Origin of the sequence: Mycobacterium ostraviense, from assembly GCF_002705925.1 — a bacterium.
In the GTDB taxonomy this organism is placed as follows: Bacteria; Actinomycetota; Actinomycetes; order Mycobacteriales; family Mycobacteriaceae; genus Mycobacterium; species Mycobacterium ostraviense.
The window spans coordinates 3,445,106-3,461,257 of the sequence record NZ_NKRE01000001.1; the positions used below are offsets into that span (position 1 = coordinate 3,445,106).

The 16,152-nt window shown below is 66.9% G+C and carries 17 protein-coding genes and 1 pseudogene; 15 read left to right on the forward strand and 3 right to left on the reverse strand.

What is annotated here, in order from left to right:
- Positions 1-4: 4 nt before the first annotated feature.
- A pseudogene (locus tag CDN38_RS15900) lies at positions 5-185 on the forward strand (type VII secretion protein EsxI); the annotation flags it as partial.
- Here CDN38_RS15900 and CDN38_RS15905 read toward each other — a convergent pair.
- From CDN38_RS15905 to CDN38_RS15915, 3 genes are read right to left on the reverse strand one after another with little or no spacing between them, the layout of a single operon-like run.
- Positions 182-1,201 (reverse strand): zinc-binding dehydrogenase, encoded by a 1,020-nt coding sequence (locus tag CDN38_RS15905; RefSeq protein WP_075510236.1) that lies wholly within the window; start codon positions 1,199-1,201, stop codon positions 182-184. The pseudogene CDN38_RS15900 and the gene CDN38_RS15905 overlap by 4 nt on opposite strands.
- Positions 1,201-2,394 (reverse strand): LLM class flavin-dependent oxidoreductase, encoded by a 1,194-nt coding sequence (locus CDN38_RS15910; protein WP_075510235.1) that lies wholly within the window; start codon positions 2,392-2,394, stop codon positions 1,201-1,203. The genes CDN38_RS15905 and CDN38_RS15910 overlap by 1 nt, the downstream gene beginning before the upstream one ends.
- Positions 2,388-3,353, reverse strand: coding sequence for an alpha/beta fold hydrolase (locus tag CDN38_RS15915; protein WP_075510234.1), 966 nt, complete (start codon positions 3,351-3,353; stop codon positions 2,388-2,390). Before CDN38_RS15915 ends, CDN38_RS15910 begins: the two co-directional genes overlap by 7 nt.
- A gap of 186 nt (positions 3,354-3,539) precedes the next feature.
- On the opposite strand from CDN38_RS15915, the gene CDN38_RS15920 reads away from it, so the two are divergent.
- The 14 genes from CDN38_RS15920 (at position 3,540) to lsr2 (ending at position 16,139) form a co-directional block, all read left to right on the forward strand.
- Positions 3,540-3,953 (forward strand): VOC family protein, encoded by a 414-nt coding sequence (locus CDN38_RS15920; protein ID WP_075510271.1) that lies wholly within the window; start codon positions 3,540-3,542, stop codon positions 3,951-3,953.
- Positions 3,954-4,310: 357 nt separating this feature from the next.
- Positions 4,311-6,572: an ATP-dependent zinc metalloprotease FtsH gene (gene ftsH, locus CDN38_RS15930; RefSeq protein ID WP_075510233.1), complete on the forward strand. Its 2,262-nt coding sequence runs from the start codon at positions 4,311-4,313 to the stop codon at positions 6,570-6,572.
- A 17-nt stretch (positions 6,573-6,589) separates the two neighbouring features.
- On the forward strand, positions 6,590-7,198 hold the full coding sequence (folE, locus tag CDN38_RS15935) for a GTP cyclohydrolase I FolE (protein WP_075510232.1): 609 nt from the start codon (positions 6,590-6,592) through the stop codon (positions 7,196-7,198).
- Positions 7,195-8,037, forward strand: a complete 843-nt coding sequence (gene folP / locus CDN38_RS15940; RefSeq protein WP_082277059.1) for a dihydropteroate synthase — start codon at positions 7,195-7,197, stop codon at positions 8,035-8,037. Before folE ends, folP begins: the two co-directional genes overlap by 4 nt.
- The gene (folB, locus tag CDN38_RS15945; RefSeq protein WP_036415847.1) at positions 8,030-8,431 is read left to right on the forward strand and encodes a dihydroneopterin aldolase; all 402 of its coding nucleotides are present in this window, start codon (positions 8,030-8,032) and stop codon (positions 8,429-8,431) included. Before folP ends, folB begins: the two co-directional genes overlap by 8 nt.
- The gene (gene folK, locus CDN38_RS15950) at positions 8,428-8,955 is read left to right on the forward strand and encodes a 2-amino-4-hydroxy-6-hydroxymethyldihydropteridine diphosphokinase (RefSeq protein WP_075510230.1); all 528 of its coding nucleotides are present in this window, start codon (positions 8,428-8,430) and stop codon (positions 8,953-8,955) included. The genes folB and folK overlap by 4 nt, the downstream gene beginning before the upstream one ends.
- Positions 8,955-9,431 carry a DUF3180 domain-containing protein gene (locus tag CDN38_RS15955; RefSeq protein WP_099319049.1) on the forward strand — a complete coding sequence of 159 codons (477 nt, stop codon included), beginning with the start codon at positions 8,955-8,957 and terminating at the stop codon, positions 9,429-9,431. The genes folK and CDN38_RS15955 overlap by 1 nt, the downstream gene beginning before the upstream one ends.
- 110 nt (positions 9,432-9,541) lie before the next feature.
- Positions 9,542-10,909: a DUF6779 domain-containing protein gene (locus tag CDN38_RS15960; RefSeq protein ID WP_075510228.1), complete on the forward strand. Its 1,368-nt coding sequence runs from the start codon at positions 9,542-9,544 to the stop codon at positions 10,907-10,909.
- Between the two features lie 83 nt (positions 10,910-10,992).
- On the forward strand, positions 10,993-11,904 hold the full coding sequence (locus tag CDN38_RS15965) for a Rossmann-like and DUF2520 domain-containing protein (protein ID WP_075510227.1): 912 nt from the start codon (positions 10,993-10,995) through the stop codon (positions 11,902-11,904).
- Positions 11,901-12,839 carry a pantoate--beta-alanine ligase gene (gene panC, locus CDN38_RS15970; protein WP_075510226.1) on the forward strand — a complete coding sequence of 313 codons (939 nt, stop codon included), beginning with the start codon at positions 11,901-11,903 and terminating at the stop codon, positions 12,837-12,839. Before CDN38_RS15965 ends, panC begins: the two co-directional genes overlap by 4 nt.
- Complete coding sequence (gene panD, locus CDN38_RS15975; RefSeq protein ID WP_075510225.1) at positions 12,839-13,258, forward strand: aspartate 1-decarboxylase; 420 nt, start codon at positions 12,839-12,841, stop codon at positions 13,256-13,258. The genes panC and panD overlap by 1 nt, the downstream gene beginning before the upstream one ends.
- 2 nt (positions 13,259-13,260) lie before the next feature.
- On the forward strand, positions 13,261-14,079 hold the full coding sequence (locus CDN38_RS15980) for a type III pantothenate kinase (protein ID WP_075510224.1): 819 nt from the start codon (positions 13,261-13,263) through the stop codon (positions 14,077-14,079).
- Positions 14,080-14,185: 106 nt separating this feature from the next.
- Entirely contained in the window at positions 14,186-15,685 is a 1,500-nt protein-coding gene (gene lysS, locus CDN38_RS15985; RefSeq protein ID WP_075510223.1) for a lysine--tRNA ligase, read from the forward strand.
- 115 nt (positions 15,686-15,800) lie between these two features.
- The gene (lsr2, locus tag CDN38_RS15990; protein ID WP_036419552.1) at positions 15,801-16,139 is read left to right on the forward strand and encodes a histone-like nucleoid-structuring protein Lsr2; all 339 of its coding nucleotides are present in this window, start codon (positions 15,801-15,803) and stop codon (positions 16,137-16,139) included.
- Positions 16,140-16,152: the final 13 nt, after the last annotated feature.

Genomic DNA, 16,152 nt, shown 5'->3' on the forward strand with positions numbered 1-16,152 from the left:
CCGACTTGCCGCCCGGGGACTCTGGGGCGGCGCCGGGTCGGTGGCCTGCCAGGAGTTCATCACGCAATTGGGCCGCAACTTCCCAGGTCATCTACGAGCAGGCCAATGCTCATGGCGCCAATGTGCAAGCCAACATGGCCAACATGGCCAACACCGACGGCGGGGTCGGCTCCAGCCGGGCCTAAGCCTGGGGCGTGACCAGAATCTTGCAGTGCCGCTCGGGGTCGGTGAGGTCGTCGAAGGCCGCACCGACCCCGTCCAGGCCGACCTCCCCGGTGATCAGCGGGCTGACGTCGATATCACCCTCGGCGATCGCACGCAGTGACTCGGCGAATTCATCCGGGCCATAGGCGAGCACGAATTGCACGCTGATCTCTTTGGCAATCGCGAAGAACGGATGCATCGTGTCGGTCTGCATGCACACTCCTGCGACCACCAGCCGCGTGCCCGGCCGTGCCCGTCGCAACACCTCATCAATGATCCCCGGTACGCCGATCGCCTCGAAAACCACTGCAGCCTTGACGGTATCGAATGGCGAGCCCTGTGCGGGGTCTACCGTCCGATAGGCGCCCATCGTCGTGGCCAGTTCCCGTCGTTTCGACGAAAAATCGGATGCCACAATGGTTTCGACCCCACGCAACCGAAGTGCTGCGATGATGGACATACCGATCGGGCCGCAACCAAGCACCAGGGCCGCCTCGCCGGGGGCAATGGCCGACTTGTTGACGGCGTGCAACCCGACCGCCATGGGTTCGGCGAGGGCGGCATGTTTGGGGTCCAGGCCATTCGGAATGGGCAATAGCAGCGGGGCCGAGAGCAGCATCCGTTCTGCATAGCCGCCGATTGTGTCGTTGCTGTAGATGATCGGCTCGAAGCCCTTGGCCGACAGCAACACCGGAATCGACGTGACCAACGTTCCGGGTGGCTGGCTTTCGGTATCGGGTCCCGCTTCGAGTATTTCGGCGCTGAATTCGTGACCCATGAAGACGTCACTGTTCAGATCGACACGGGGTCCGCCGGCGCCACGTGTCATCTGATCGGTGAGCGCCAGCATTTCCTCGCCGTGCGCGGCGAAATGCAGGTCGGAACCGCAGATACCGCATGCCAGCACCTTGACCAGTACCTGGCCCGGGCCGGGCGCCGGGTCGGGCACGTCATCCCGGTACACCATACGTCCATTGCGTAACACCGAGGCGCGCATCAGCTTTCACCGCCTTGGTGCTCGGCCACGTGCTCGTTGATGGCCTTGACGACCGCCTGGCCCGCGCGGCCGATCAAGTCCTCACGCTTGCCCTTGGCCCACTCGTGCGACGCGCGGGGTGCTTCGAGCTGACCTTTGAAATATGGGATCACTTTGCGGGCGAACAGATCATAGGAGTGGAAAGTCGCCTGCGGTGCGGCCCAGTCGTGGCCGAGCAACAGCAGGGTTCCGAAGCCACCCGAGCGGTCCAGCAGGTCCTCGATGTGGGCGATAGCGTCCTCAGGTGTGCCGATGCAGCAATTCCCCTTGACGGCATACTCTTCGACGAATTCCCGGGTGGATTGCGCGCCCTCGACGGTATTGGATAGCGGGACAAACCCTGCTGCGCCAAAGTACTTCGAGAAATCGGGCAGCCCGTAGGTGCAGTCGTCGAGAGCCTGGTCGCGGGTGTCGGCCAAATGCATGATGGACAGCACCCGCCAGTCGCGACGATCGGGCTCGTCCCGTCCGACTTTGGCGGCCTGCTCGCACACCACTCCCCAGGTGTTCTCCAGTGCCGCATACCCGCCGGGAACCGACATCGACAGCGACAGCAGCGACGTGCCCAGCGCTCCGGCCAGCCTTGGCCCAGACGGCGAAATCATTGCCGCCGTTGAGATCTCAGGGTACGGCCAGGTGTACGGCCGGATGTGCAGTTGCGCCTCACGCAAGGTGAACCAGTCGGAATGACGGTCGATACGTTCGTCTGGCGCGGCACGGAACAAGGCGAGAATCGCCTCGAGAGACTCCTGCATCATCCGGCGCTGGTCGATGGGATCAATGCCCATCATGTAGGCGTCCGACGGCAGCGCGCCGGGGCCCGTGCCGAACATGACCCGGCCACGGGTCAGGTGGTCCAGCAATACCCAGCGGTCGGCCACCATCAACGGGTGGTGGTAGGGCAACGAGACCACTCCGGTGCCCAGCCGGATGTGCTTGGTCCGTTCGGCCGCGGCCGCGATGAAGACCTCCGGGCAGGCGATCAGCTCGTAGCCGCCGGAGTGATGTTCGCCGAACCAGGCCTCGTCGAAGCCCAGCCGGTCCAGCGCGACCACCCGGTCCATGTCGTATTCCAGTGCCACCGTGGGGGATTGGCCTGTCGGGTGAAACGGCGTGATGAAGACGCCGAAGCGAAGCGGTGCACCCGTCACCATTGCACCCCGTTGAGGAACTCGAGCAGTATCGCGTTCACGTCGTCGGGCCGCTCCTGCTGCAACCAGTGCCCGGCGCCATCGATCAGCACCTCCCGGTAGGGGCCGGTGATCAGCTCCGACGCGCGGTCGGTGCGGGTGAAGGACAGCACCGGATCCGCGGTCCCGGCGATAAACAGTGACGGTACCGAGATTTTGGCGTCAGCGAGTGCGGCCGTTGTCTCCCAGTTGCGGTCGAAATTGCGATACCAGTTGAGCCCGCCGGTAAAACTGGTGCGGGCGAATTCGCTGATGTAGTGGTCCAGTTCGTCCTGGCTGATCCAGTCCGGCAGCCCACCCGGTTCCGGCAGCCGGTCGATGAAGCCCTCCGGTCCGGGCGCCAGCATGCGCAATGCCGAGCTCTGGTCGCCCGGTGGCCGCAAACCGCCGATCATTCGGCGCATCGTGCGAGCCGGGTCACCGTCGAGCTCCGCATCGGCCACACCCGGTTGCTGGAAGTAGAGAATGTAGAAGAAGTTCTCGCCGAACGTCTTACGAAACGCCTCAGTGGGTGGCACCTGGGCGCGGGGCAATGGCGGAACGCTCAACGCGGCGACTCCGGCGACCCGGTCGGGGTGCAGCAGCGGCGCATTCCACACAACGACGGCACCCCAGTCGTGACCCACCCAGACCGCGCGCTCGGCACCCACGTCGTCGAGCAGTCCCACCAGGTCCGCCGTCAACTGGTGAATGTCGTAGGCCTCGATCGCCTCCGGGCGCGACGAGCCCCCATAGCCGCGTTGATCCGGAGCCAGCACGTGGTAGCCGGCGTCGGCCAGTGCGGGAATCTGGTGCCGCCAGGAGTAGGCCAGCTCGGGAAAGCCGTGGGCCAGTATCACCACGGGTGCGCCGCGATCTCCGGCCTCGATCACGCGCAGCTGCACACCATTGGTATCGACTAACCGTTCGGTTGATAGACCCACCGTCTCACCAAATCACAACGGCACCGGACCGGGGAAGGCCTCGTCGGGCTAAGGCTTCGCCGAGCGTGTACCTGCTGCGAAAATCTGCCTGGAATTTCGCAGCAGGTACACGCTGGGTGTAAGAGTCAGCACGTCGGCCGGTATGGCGGACTGGATATCGTGGCCGGCACCGCGCATCATCGGCTGATGCGGCTGGACCACATAGTGCTGTGGACAAATGACCCGCGGGCGGCGATGGACTTCTATTCCAGGGTGGTCGGGCTTACGCCGGTGCGGTTCGACGAGTTCGAGGCGGGAGAAGCACCGTTTCCCAGCGTGCGGGTGTCCGACGACTCCATCATCGACCTGATGCCCGTGCATACTGCCGCCGCTACCGAGTCGATGACGAGGGTCGTGGGCAGCGCCGGCCATCCGGTCAACCATGTCTGTCTGGCCCTGTCGAAGACCGAGTACGACGCCCTCGACGGACGTCTGCAGGCAGCGGGCATCGACACCAGCGCGCGGCTGAACCTAAGCTTCGGCGCCCGCGGGTGGGCGCCGCAGGCCTACTACTTCGCCGATCCGGACGGCAACGTGATCGAGGCGCGCTATTACGAGTAAACCACCCGGAGGTAACTCAATACGACTTTGGCCACTCACAGCCGCGCCGGTGTGACCAACGTCTTGGCATAAGTCGCCGTATTCGGGATCTGGCGGGAACCGCCGGTCGTTGACGCAGCAGGACTATGGCGACCCGCTGCGCCCGGCCAGACACATCGAGCCGGGCTGGCGATCGCCACGGGAACGATGGTGGCGACCCGCTGCGCCCAGCTGCGCTGGGCTGGCGATCGCCACGGGAACGATGGTGGCGACCCGCTGCGCCCAGCTGCGCTGGGCTGGCGATCGCCACGGGGCGGTAACCTTGACATTTCCAGCTGCGTGAATCCGGAAGGACCAGGCCGGCACGGCCGATGATCGATGAACCGAAAAAACGTGATCCGTACCATCACGGCGATCGCCGTCGTGGTGCTGCTGGGCTGGTCGTTCTTCTATTTCAGTGACGACACCCGCGGTTACAAGCCAGTCGACACCTCGGTAGCGGTGTCGCAGATCAACAGCGACAACGTGAAGAGCGCGCAGATCGATGACCGTGAACAGCAGCTGCGGCTGGTCCTGAAGAAGGGCAACAACGACACCGACGGATCCGACAAGATCATCACCAAATACCCCACCGGCTACGCCGTCGACCTGTTCAACGCGCTGACCGCGAAGAACGCCAAGGTCAGCACGGTCGTCAACCAGGGCAGCATTCTGGGGGAGCTGCTGGTCTACGTACTGCCGCTGCTGTTGCTGGTGGGGCTGTTCGTGATGTTCTCCCGGATGCAGGGCGGCGCCCGGATGGGCTTCGGTTTCGGCAAGTCCCGCGCCAAGATGCTCAACAAGGACATGCCCAAGACGACGTTCGCCGACGTTGCCGGCGTCGACGAAGCCGTCGAGGAGCTCTACGAGATCAAGGATTTCCTGCAGAACCCCGGTCGTTACCAGGCGCTCGGCGCCAAGATCCCCAAAGGTGTACTGCTGTACGGGCCGCCCGGGACCGGCAAGACGCTGCTGGCCCGCGCCGTCGCAGGTGAGGCAGGCGTGCCGTTCTTCACCATCTCCGGGTCCGACTTCGTCGAGATGTTCGTCGGCGTCGGCGCCTCGCGCGTAAGGGACCTCTTCGATCAGGCCAAACAGAACAACCCCTGCATCATCTTCGTCGACGAGATCGACGCGGTGGGCCGCCAGCGCGGCGCCGGCCTGGGCGGCGGCCACGACGAGCGCGAGCAGACGCTCAACCAGCTCCTGGTCGAGATGGACGGCTTCGACCCGCGTGCCGGCGTCATTCTGATCGCGGCCACCAACCGGCCCGACATCCTGGACCCGGCGCTGCTGCGCCCCGGCCGCTTCGACCGGCAGATCCCGGTCTCCAATCCCGACTTGGCGGGACGGCGGGCGGTGCTGCAGGTGCATTCCAAGGGTAAGCCGATCGGCCCGGACGCCGACCTCGACGGGCTGGCCAAGCGCACCGTCGGCATGACCGGCGCCGACCTGGCCAACGTCATCAACGAGGCGGCGCTGCTGACCGCCCGGGAGAACGGCACCGTCATCACCGGTCCCGCCCTAGAGGAGGCGGTGGACCGGGTGATCGGCGGTCCACGCCGCAAAGGGCGGATCATCAGCGAGCACGAGAAGAAGATCACCGCCTATCACGAGGGCGGCCACACCCTGGCGGCCTGGGCGATGCCCGACATCGACCCCGTCTACAAGGTGACGATCCTGGCCCGGGGACGCACCGGCGGCCACGCGGTGGCGGTGCCCGAGGAGGACAAGGGTCTAAGGACCCGCTCCGAGATGATCGCGCAGCTGGTGTTCGCGATGGGCGGGCGGGCCGCCGAGGAATTGGTTTTTCGCGAGCCGACCACCGGCGCGGTGTCCGACATCGAGCAGGCGACCAAAGTGGCCCGCGCGATGGTTACGGAATACGGCATGAGCGCCCGCCTCGGGGCCGTGAAGTACGGCACCGAGCACGGCGACCCGTTCCTGGGCCGCTCGATGGGCATGCAGTCCGACTACTCGCACGAGGTTGCCCGCGAAATCGACGAAGAAGTGCGCAAGCTCATCGAGGCGGCGCACACCGAGGCGTGGGAGATCCTCACCGAATACCGCGACGTCCTCGACACGCTGGCCGGTGAGCTGCTGGAAAAGGAAACCCTGCACCGGCCCGAGCTGGAGGCGATCTTCGCCAACGTCGAAAAGCGGCCCCGGCTCACCGTGTTCGACGACTTCGGCGGCCGGATTCCCTCGGACAAGCCGCCCATCAAGACACCCGGCGAGCTCGCCATGGAACGCGGCGAGCCGTGGCCGCCGCCGCTGCAAGAGCCGGCGTTCAAGGAAGCGATCGCCCGGGCTACCCGCGCGGCTGAAGCAGCACAGGCTGCCCAGTCAGGAGTCGACCGTTTCCCTGGCGGCGCCAACGGCTTGGACCGGGACAGATCCGCCTACCAGCCCGACTACGGTGCACCGGCCGACTGGCACGCTCCAGGATGGCCACCACCACCACCGCCGCCGTCGTCGCCCAGCCGGCCACAGCCGGCGCCGGGTTATCGCGTGCCGGAAAAATCCGAACCGGACTCCGACGAGCCGTCCGACCAGCAGAATAAGGACGTCAGCCGGTCCAACCCGTCGGCGCACGGCTGACGAAACGGAGGACCCTCATGACGCAGCTGGATTCCCGCCCCAAGCCGTCTGCTCCGCGGGCTTTCGACCAGCCGCGCGCCGAGGCCGCCGTGCGCGAATTGCTGTGCGCAATCGGTGAGGACCCCGATCGCGACGGTTTACGGGACACTCCGGCACGCGTCGCCCGCGCATATCGGGAGATCTTCGCCGGCCTCTACACCGAGCCCGAAACGGTGCTCAACGCCATGTTCGACGAAGATCACGACGAGCTGGTGCTGGTCAAGCAGATACCGATGTATTCCACGTGCGAACACCATCTGGTGTCGTTTCACGGTGTTGCCCACGTCGGCTATATCCCGGGCGAGGACGGCCGGGTGACCGGGCTGTCCAAGATCGCGCGGCTGGTGGACCTCTATGCCAAGCGGCCGCAGGTGCAGGAGCGGCTCACCAGCCAGATCGCCGATGCCATGGTGAAGAGGCTGGAACCAAAGGGCGTCATCGTCGTCGTCGAGGCCGAACATCTGTGCATGGCGATGCGCGGGGTCCGCAAGCCCGGCGCCGTCACGACGACGTCAGCGGTGCGTGGTCTGTTCAAAACCAATGCCGCTTCTCGAGCCGAAGCGCTCGATCTCATCCTGCATAAGTGAGCCCGGCGCCTATGCAGGTCATGGGTGTCGTCAACGTCACCGAGGACTCGTTCTCGGACGGCGGGCGTTACCTCGATCCCGGCGGCGCCGTCGAGCACGGTCTGGCGCTGGTTGCCGACGGGGCGGACATCGTCGACGTCGGCGGTGAATCCACTCGGCCCGGCGCGGCCCGCGTCGACCCGGGTGTCGAGACGGCTCGGGTCATCCCGGTAGTCAAAGAGCTTGCCGCACAAGGTGTTACGGTCAGCATCGACACCATGCACGCCGCCGTCGCGCGCTCGGCGCTGGAAAATGGCGCGCGGCTGGTCAACGATGTGTCCGGCGGCCGGGCCGACCCGGCGATGGCGCCGTTGGTGGCCGAAGCCGGGGTGGCGTGGGTGCTGATGCACTGGCGGCCGGTGTCGGCGGCCAACCCGCACCAGGTGCCCGACTACGGCGACGTGGTGGCACAAGTGCGCGCCGAGCTGATGGCGGCCGTTGACGACGCGATAGCCGCCGGCGTCGACCCAGCGAACCTGGTGATCGATCCGGGGCTCGGCTTCGCCAAGACGGGACAACACAATTGGACACTTCTTCATGCCTTGCCGGAGTTGGTCGCCACCGGGTTTCCGGTGTTGCTGGGTGCGTCGCGCAAGCGCTTCCTCGGTAGCTTGCTGACCGGGGCCGACGGCACCATCCGCCCGCCGGCCGGGCGCGAGACGGCCACGGCGGTGATTTCGGCGCTGGCGGCCCTGCACGGGGCCTGGGGCGTGCGGGTACACGATGTGCGGGCAACGGTCGACGCCCTCAAGGTGGTCGAAGCGTGGCAGCGAGTTGAAGGGACCGGGCGCGATGGCTGACCGAATTGAGCTGCGCGGCTTGATCGTTCACGGTCGACACGGGGTCTACGACCACGAGCGGGTGGCCGGGCAGCGCTTCATCGTCGACATCACCATGTGGATCGATCTGGTCGACGCCGCCCGCAGCGACGATTTGGCCGACACCTACGACTACATCGGTTTGGCGCAGCGGGCCAGCGAGATCGTCAGCGGGCCACCGCGCAACCTGATCGAAACGGTCGGGGCCGAGATCGCCGACGAGGTGATGGAAGACCAGCGCGTGCATGCCGTCGAGGTGGTGGTGCACAAGCCGCAGGCCCCCATCCCGCTGCCGTTCGCCGACATCGCGGTGGTGACCAGGCGGTCACGGCGTGGTGGCCGCGGTGCGGTGGTCCCCGCGGGCGGGGCGGTATGACGCGGGTAGTGCTGTCGATCGGCTCGAACCTCGGTGACCGCCTGGCGCATCTTCGGTCGGTCGTCGACGGGCTCGGCGATGCGTTTGTCGCCGCGTCCCGGGTGTACGAGACCGACCCGTGGGGCGGCATCGAGCAGAATCCGTTTCTCAACGCGGTGCTGATTGCCGACGACCCCGAGCGCGATTGCCACGCATGGCTGTGCCGGGTTCACGAGTTGGAGCGCGCCGCGGGCCGGATGCGCGACGAACGCTGGGGTCCGCGAACGCTGGACATCGACCTCGTCACCTGCGCCGAGATCACCCCGTCCGGCCGGGTGGACGTGCTCTCCGACGACGACGATCTGACGCTGCCGCACCCGCTGGCATACCTGCGGGCTTTCGTGATGATCCCGTGGCTGGACGTCGATCCGGCGGCTGAACTGCCGCTGCCGGATGGTCCGCGGCCCGTGGCCGAGCTGCTGGCTGAGTTGGAGCCCGCCGATCGGGCGAGTGTCCGGTTGACGCCCCTGGCCTTGGGAAACTGATGGGCCCCACCCGCAAACGCGATCTGATGGCCGCGGTGATGGCGGCTGCGGTGGTGGGTTTTCTGCTGGTCGTGGTGTTGTTCCGGTGGTTTCCGCCGATCACGGTGTGGACCGGACTGTCGTTGCTCGGCGTCGCCGTCGCCGAGGCGCTGTGGGCTCGCTACATCCGGGCCAAAATCGGTGACGGCGAGATCGGCGACGGACCCGGCCGGCTGCACCCGCTCGCGGTGGCCCGCAGTCTGATGGTCGCCAAGGCGTCGGCCTGGGTGGGCGCCCTGGTGCTGGGTTGGTGGATCGGGGTGTTGGTGTATCTGTTGCCGCGCCGGTCCTGGCAGCGGGTTGCCGTCGAGGACACCACCGGAACGGTCGTGGCGGCCGGCAGCGCACTGGCGTTGGTGGTTGCCGCGCTGTGGCTGCAACATTGCTGCAAGTCTCCGCAGGATCCCACCGAGGGCGGTGAGGGGGCCGAAACCTAACCGGTTGCTCGCCATTACTTGCTGACGTTGCTGGCGGCCCCGTCGAATCGGCCGAAGAATCGCCGGACCGGCGCGACACGCGGACGGCGCTGCCCGGGTACAGTCAGGCCATGACCGTTCTGTCCCGCGGCGCCCGGGTCCGGCGCGGCGGCCGCAGGCCGGGTTGGGTGCTCTTGACGACGTTGCTGGTTCTTGCGATTGCGGCCAGTTCGGCACTGGTTTTCACCAATCGCGTGGAACTGCTCAAGCTCGCGGTAATCCTGGCGCTGTGGGCCGCCGTCGCCGGCGCGTTCGTGTCGGTGCTGTACCGCCGGCAAGCCGATGCGGAGCAGGCACGGGCGCGCGATCTGAAGCTGGTTTACGACCTGCAGTTGGATCGGGAAATCTCGGCTCGCCGCGAGTACGAGCTGTCGGTGGAGTCGCAGCTGCGCCGCGAGCTGGCCGTCGAGCTGCGCGGTGCGGCCGCCGACGAGGTGGCTGCGCTGCGAGCGGAACTGACCGCGTTGCGGACCAGTCTGGAGATCTTGTTCGACACGGACTTCGAACACCGCCCGGCGCTGGAGCCCATGGACAAGACGGGGGCAACAGAGGCACGCCGCTCACGAGCGGTGGCCGATCGGGTCCAGAATGGCCGGGGCCCGGCTGCCGACTGGGTGTCCCTCGACCGGGTCGCGATGGTTCGCCCGGGCGACGCGGTCAGCCGTGCCGAGGAAGCGATCATCGACGTGCCCGAGGTGGGAATGCCCCCGTACGACGACCGGGATATCCCACCAGCGGGACCGCTGCCGCCGCCTGCCGAGCCCGCAGCAACGAAACACTCCGCCGAGCGGGTCGGACTGCACTACGAAACCGCGCCGGCTCCGCCCGGTCCGCGGTACGAGCCTCGTCATCGGCCACCGCCCCCGCCGGCTCCGCCGCCACAGCCGGAGCCGCAATCGGAACCGCCGTGGGCGCCCGTCGCCGCCGATGGACAGTGGTTACCCCCCGGGGCGCCCGGGAGCCACTGGGCGTCCGGGGACCCCGCCGCCGCGCCGCCTGCCCAGCCGTCGGGCCGCCGACGCCGTTACCGGCATACCGGACTGGAGGAAGACCAGGGTGACATCGGGCTGGGCCACGTCAAGGTGCCCGGAGAATCCGGTGGTCGCCGATCACGATCTCGCCATTCGACGGAGTACCGCGACCATGGCGTGGCGAGCCTGGGAGCCGTCCCCAGGGCCGACGGCACCGGGCCGGCTGCTGCTCCGCCGCCGTCCGCCGCCCCACCTCCGCCTGCGCGGCCCACTGCCCCGCCGCCACCCCGCCTGGCCGCGCCGCCGCCTCCGGAACCGGCTGCCCGCCATCGCAGCCCGGAGCCGGAGCCCGCGGCGGGAGCACATGGCTCCGACGCCCAAACCGGTGGCCAGTCGGTCGCGGACCTGCTTGCCCGACTGCAGGTCCAGCCGTCGGGTGGTGGGCGGCGTCGCCGCCGCGGCGGCTGATCGACTACAGTTCTAGTGACCGTCCGGTACCCGTTCAGCCAAGGGACTGGAACGAACGAAAGAAACCTGTGAGGTCGTCTGCGATGGTGCAGTTCGACGGATTGCGCCCGGCCAGGCTCAAAGTAGGAGTCATCTCCGCCGGCCGGGTAGGCACCGCGTTAGGAGTGGCGCTGGAGCGCGCCGACCACGTTGTGGTGGCATGCAGCGCCGTCTCCCATGCGTCGCTGCAACGCGCCGAGCGCCGGCTGCCCGATACCCCGGTATTGCCGCCGCCGGACGTCGCTGCCGCAGCCGAGCTGCTGCTGTTGGCGGTGCCCGACAGCGAACTAGCGGGTTTGGTATCCGGCTTGGCAGCCACCTCGGCGGTGCGGCCCGGGACACTTGTGGCGCACACCTCCGGCGCCAACGGGGTCGGGATCCTGGCACCGCTGACCCGGCAGGGCTGCATACCGCTGGCCATTCACCCGGCGATGACGTTCACCGGGTCCGACGAGGACATCAGCCGGCTGCCGGATACCTGCTTCGGGATCACCGCGGCCGACGGCGTCGGCTATGCGATTGCCCAATCGCTGGTGCTGGAAATGGGTGGGGAGCCGTTCAGTGTCCGCGAGGACGCCCGCATTCTCTACCATGCGGCGCTGGCGCACGCGAGCAACCACATCGTGACGGTGCTCGCCGACGCTCTCGAGGCGTTGCGCGCCGCGCTGCGCGGCAGCGAACTGCTCGGCCAACAGTGCGTCGACGACCAGCCCGGGGGGATTGCCGAACGCATCATCGGACCGCTGGCCCGCGCGGCGCTGGAGAACACACTGCAGCGCGGTCAGGCCGCGCTGACCGGGCCGATCGCCCGTGGTGATGCGGCCGCGGTCGCCGGGCACCTGGCCGCGCTGACCGATGTCGACCCGCAACTGGCCCACGCCTACCGGGTGAACGCGCTGCGGACCGCGCAGCGGGCGCATGCTCCCGAGGATGTCGTCGAGGTGCTGGCGCGGTGAAAGTCAGCTTCCGCCCGGGCGAACTCAACCGGTACTCGGTGCCGCGTGAGGTCAGCGACGTCTGCCGCGCGCTGCGGCACACCGGCCGGCGAGTGATGTTGGTGCCCACGATGGGCGCCCTGCACGAGGGCCATCTCGCGCTGGTGCGCGCGGCCAAGAGGACGCCCGGCTCGGTGGTCGTGGTGTCGATCTTCGTCAATCCGCTGCAATTCGGCACCGGGGAGGATCTCGACGCCTACCCCCGAACCCTCGAGGACGACGTGGCGCAGCTGCGTGCCGAAGGCGTGGAGATCGTGTTCGCGCCGACGGCCGCGGCGATGTACCCAGACGGCATGCGTACCACGGTGCAACCCGGGCCGTTGGGCGCCGACCTCGAAGGCAGCGTGCGGCCGGGCCATTTCGCCGGGGTGCTGACCGTGGTGCTCAAACTGCTGAACATCATCCGGCCCGATCGGGCCTATTTCGGCGAGAAGGACTATCAGCAGCTGGTGCTCATCCGGCAGATGGTCGCGGACCTGAACGTCGACGTGCAGGTGGTTGGGGTGCCGACCGTGCGGGAGGCCGACGGGCTGGCGATGTCGTCGCGCAACCGCTACCTGGACCCGGCGCAGCGGGAAGCGGCGGTGGCGCTGTCGGCGGCGCTGACGGCCGGTGCACATGCGGCTGCATTAGCGGGCGCCGGGGCCCGGGCCGCGGTGGACGCGGCTCGCGCTGTGCTCGACGCGGTGCCCGGGATCGCGGTCGATTACGTGGAGTTGCGCGACGCCGGGCTCGGCCCGGCGCCTGCTAGCGGATCAGCCCGGCTGCTGGTTGCGGCGCGCGTCGGCGCTACCAGGCTGCTGGACAACGTTGAAATCCAGATCGGAAACTTCGCCGGCACCCTCGGGCCGGACGAGTCGCGGGCTCACTATGCCCAATCACCTTGGAGGAATTGATGTTACGGACCATGCTGAAGTCGAAGATCCACCGCGCGACGGTGACGCAGGCGGACTTGCATTATGTCGGGTCGGTGACCATCGACGCCGATCTGATGGAGGCCGCCGATCTGCTCGAGGGCGAACAGGTGACCATCGTCGACATCGACAACGGGGCCCGCCTCGTCACGTATGCGATCACCGGCGAGCGCGGCAGCGGCGTCATCGGGATCAACGGTGCCGCCGCTCATCTCGTGCACCCGGGCGACCTGGTGATCCTGATCGCCTACGGGGCCATGGAGGATGCCGAGGCGCGCGCCTATAAACCGCGGATCGTGTTCGTCGACGCCCGGAACAGGCGGATCGACCTGGGCAGCGATCCGGCTTATGTGCCCGCTGACGCGGGGGAGCTACTAGACCCGCGGATCGGTGTGCGGTAGCCGTGCTGCTGGCGATCGACGTCCGCAACACCCACACCGTCGTCGGCCTGCTGTCCGGAGCCAAGCAGCACGCAAAGGTGGTGCAGCAGTGGCGGATTCGCACCGAATCCGAGGTCACCGCCGACGAATTGGCGCTCACCATCGACGGCCTGATCGGCGAGGACTCCGAGCGGCTCACCGGCGCGGCCGGTCTGTCCACGGTCCCGTCGGTGCTGCATGAGGTCCGGATCATGCTCGACCAGTATTGGCCGTCGGTCCCGCACGTGCTGATCGAACCGGGGGTGCGAACGGGTATCCCGCTGCTGGTCGACAACCCCAAAGAAGTGGGCGCAGACCGGATCGTGAACTGCCTGGCGGCCCATCACAAGTTCGGCAAGGCCGCCATCGTCGTCGATTTCGGCTCGTCGATCTGCGTGGACGTGGTGTCGGCCAAGGGTGAATTCCTCGGCGGTGCCATCGCGCCCGGAGTGCAGGTGTCTTCCGATGCTGCGGCCGCCCGCTCGGCGGCGCTGCGCCGCGTGGAGCTGACCCGGCCGCGTTCGGTCGTCGGCAAGAACACCGTCGAATGCATGCAGGCCGGCGCGGTGTTCGGCTTTGCCGGGCTGGTCGACGGCTTGGTCGGACGCATCCGCGAAGACGTCAAGGGTTTCTCCGCCGCCGACGATGTCGCGGTCGTGGCCACCGGCCATACCGCGCCGCTGCTGCTGCCGGAACTGCATACCGTCGACCACTATGACCAGTACCTGACCCTGCATGGGCTGCGGCTCGTCTTCGAACGAAACCGCGACGCCCAGGCGGGCCGGTTGAAGAGCGCGCGCTAGCACTCGCCGCGAGTCTGCGCACAGCGCGAACCGCGAGCCGGTAGTCACGCCGTCAGCGCAGGCTCACTGCCGTGAGCGCAGAGTCGACCCCTTAAGCTGGCACGTCGTGAGTGCCGCTGACCCAGACCTCCCCGAGCAGTTCCGGATCCGTCGGGACAAGCGCGCTCGGCTGTTGGCAGAAGGGCACGACCCTTACCCGGTCGCCATCGAACGCACCCACACCCTGGCCGAGATCCGCGCCGCCTACCCGAACCTGCCCGTCGACACCGCGACCGACGACATCGTCGGTGTTGCCGGCCGGGTGGTCTTCGCGCGCAACGCCGGAAAGCTGTGCTTTGCGACACTTCAGGACGGCGACGGCACCCGCCTGCAGGTGATGATCAGCTTCGATAAGGTCGGCCGGGAAGCGCTCGATGCGTGGAAAGCCGATGTCGATCTCGGCGACATCGTGTACGTGCACGGCACCGTGATCAGTTCACGCCGCGGCGAATTGTCGGTTCTCGCCGACTCCTGGCGGATGGCCGCCAAGTCGCTGCGGCCGCTGCCCGTCGCGCACAAGGAGATGAGCGAGGAGGCACGGGTACGGCAGCGCTATGTCGACCTGATCGTCCGTCCGCAGGCGCGGGAGGTGGCCCGGCAGCGGATTGCCGTCATCCGAGCGATAAGGAATGCGCTGGAACGCCGGGGGTTCGTCGAGGTCGAGACGCCCATGTTGCAAACGCTGGCCGGCGGCGCGGCAGCCCGGCCGTTCGTCACCCATTCCAACGCTCTCGACATGGACCTCTACCTTCGTATCGCGCCGGAACTGTTCCTCAAGCGTTGCATAGTCGGCGGCTTCGACAGGGTCTTCGAACTAAATCGGGTGTTCCGAAACGAAGGTGCCGATTCTACACATTCGCCGGAATTCTCGATGTTGGAGACCTACCAGACCTATGGAACCTATGACGATTCCGCGGTGGTCACCAGGCAGATTATTCAAGAGGTAGCCGACGAGGCGATCGGCACCCGACAACTTCCGATGCCCGACGGCAGTGTCTACGACATCGACGGAGAATGGGCGACAATCCAGATGTATTCCTCCCTGTCGGCGGCACTCGGCGAAGAGATCACACCGCAGACCTCGGTCGATCGGTTACGCGAGATCGCGCGTCGACTCGATGAAGAGATTCTGGACAAGGGTGGCTACCGTCACGGCAAACTCGTCGAGGAACTCTGGGAGCACACCGTGGGCAACACGTTGACCGCGCCCACATTTGTGAAGGATTTTCCGGTGGAGACAACGCCATTGACCCGCCAGCACCGCAGTATCGCCGGAGTAACCGAGAAGTGGGACCTCTACCTGCACGGAGTCGAACTGGCCACCGGGTACTCTGAATTAAACGATCCGGTGGTACAGCGGGATAGATTCGCTGACCAGGCCCGCGCCGCGGCTGCGGGCGACGACGAGGCCATGTTACTCGACGAGGATTTTCTGGCAGCCCTGGAGTACGGGATGCCGCCGTGCACCGGAACCGGAATGGGTATCGATCGGTTGTTGATGGCTTTGACCGGCCTGTCAATTAGGGAGACAGTTTTGTTCCCGATTGTTCGACCGCACTCCAACTGAACTGCCCGCCGATGTGTCCAGATTGTATAATTCACGTTCTTATGGCAGATTAGTGAGCGGGGAGTCTATCCATCCTGCACGGTAACTGCACGGGAAGAAACGCGAGGGTAAGCCAATGGCGAAGAAAGTAACCGTCACCTTGGTCGACGATTTCGACGGTTCCGGCGCCGCCGACGAAACGGTCGAATTCGGGCTTGACGGGGTGACCTATGAGATTGACCTTTCTTCTAAGAATGCCGCGAAACTGCGCGGCGACTTGAAGCAATGGGTCGAGGCCGGCCGTCGTGTCGGCGGTCGCCGGCGCGGGCGTTCCGGCTCCGGCCGCGGCCGCGGCGCGATCGACCGCGAACAAAGCGCCGCGATCCGGGAATGGGCGCGTCGCAATGGACACAACGTGTCGACCCGCGGCCGCATCCCGGCCGACATCATCGACGCGTTCCACGCCGCAACCTAGCAATCGCTCACAC

Coding starts and splice junctions, on each gene's coding strand:
- CDN38_RS15905 (WP_075510236.1), bottom strand. CDS start 1,201: ATGCGCGCCTCGGTGTTACGCAATGGACGTATGGTGTACCGGGATGAC.
- CDN38_RS15910 (WP_075510235.1), bottom strand. CDS start 2,394: ATGGTGACGGGTGCACCGCTTCGCTTCGGCGTCTTCATCACGCCGTTT.
- CDN38_RS15920 (WP_075510271.1), top strand. CDS start 3,540: ATGCGGCTGGACCACATAGTGCTGTGGACAAATGACCCGCGGGCGGCG.
- ftsH (WP_075510233.1), top strand. CDS start 4,311: ATGAACCGAAAAAACGTGATCCGTACCATCACGGCGATCGCCGTCGTG.
- folE (WP_075510232.1), top strand. CDS start 6,590: ATGACGCAGCTGGATTCCCGCCCCAAGCCGTCTGCTCCGCGGGCTTTC.
- folB (WP_036415847.1), top strand. CDS start 8,030: ATGGCTGACCGAATTGAGCTGCGCGGCTTGATCGTTCACGGTCGACAC.
- folK (WP_075510230.1), top strand. CDS start 8,428: ATGACGCGGGTAGTGCTGTCGATCGGCTCGAACCTCGGTGACCGCCTG.
- CDN38_RS15955 (WP_099319049.1), top strand. CDS start 8,955: ATGGGCCCCACCCGCAAACGCGATCTGATGGCCGCGGTGATGGCGGCT.
- CDN38_RS15960 (WP_075510228.1), top strand. CDS start 9,542: ATGACCGTTCTGTCCCGCGGCGCCCGGGTCCGGCGCGGCGGCCGCAGG.
- CDN38_RS15965 (WP_075510227.1), top strand. CDS start 10,993: ATGGTGCAGTTCGACGGATTGCGCCCGGCCAGGCTCAAAGTAGGAGTC.
- panD (WP_075510225.1), top strand. CDS start 12,839: ATGTTACGGACCATGCTGAAGTCGAAGATCCACCGCGCGACGGTGACG.
- lsr2 (WP_036419552.1), top strand. CDS start 15,801: ATGGCGAAGAAAGTAACCGTCACCTTGGTCGACGATTTCGACGGTTCC.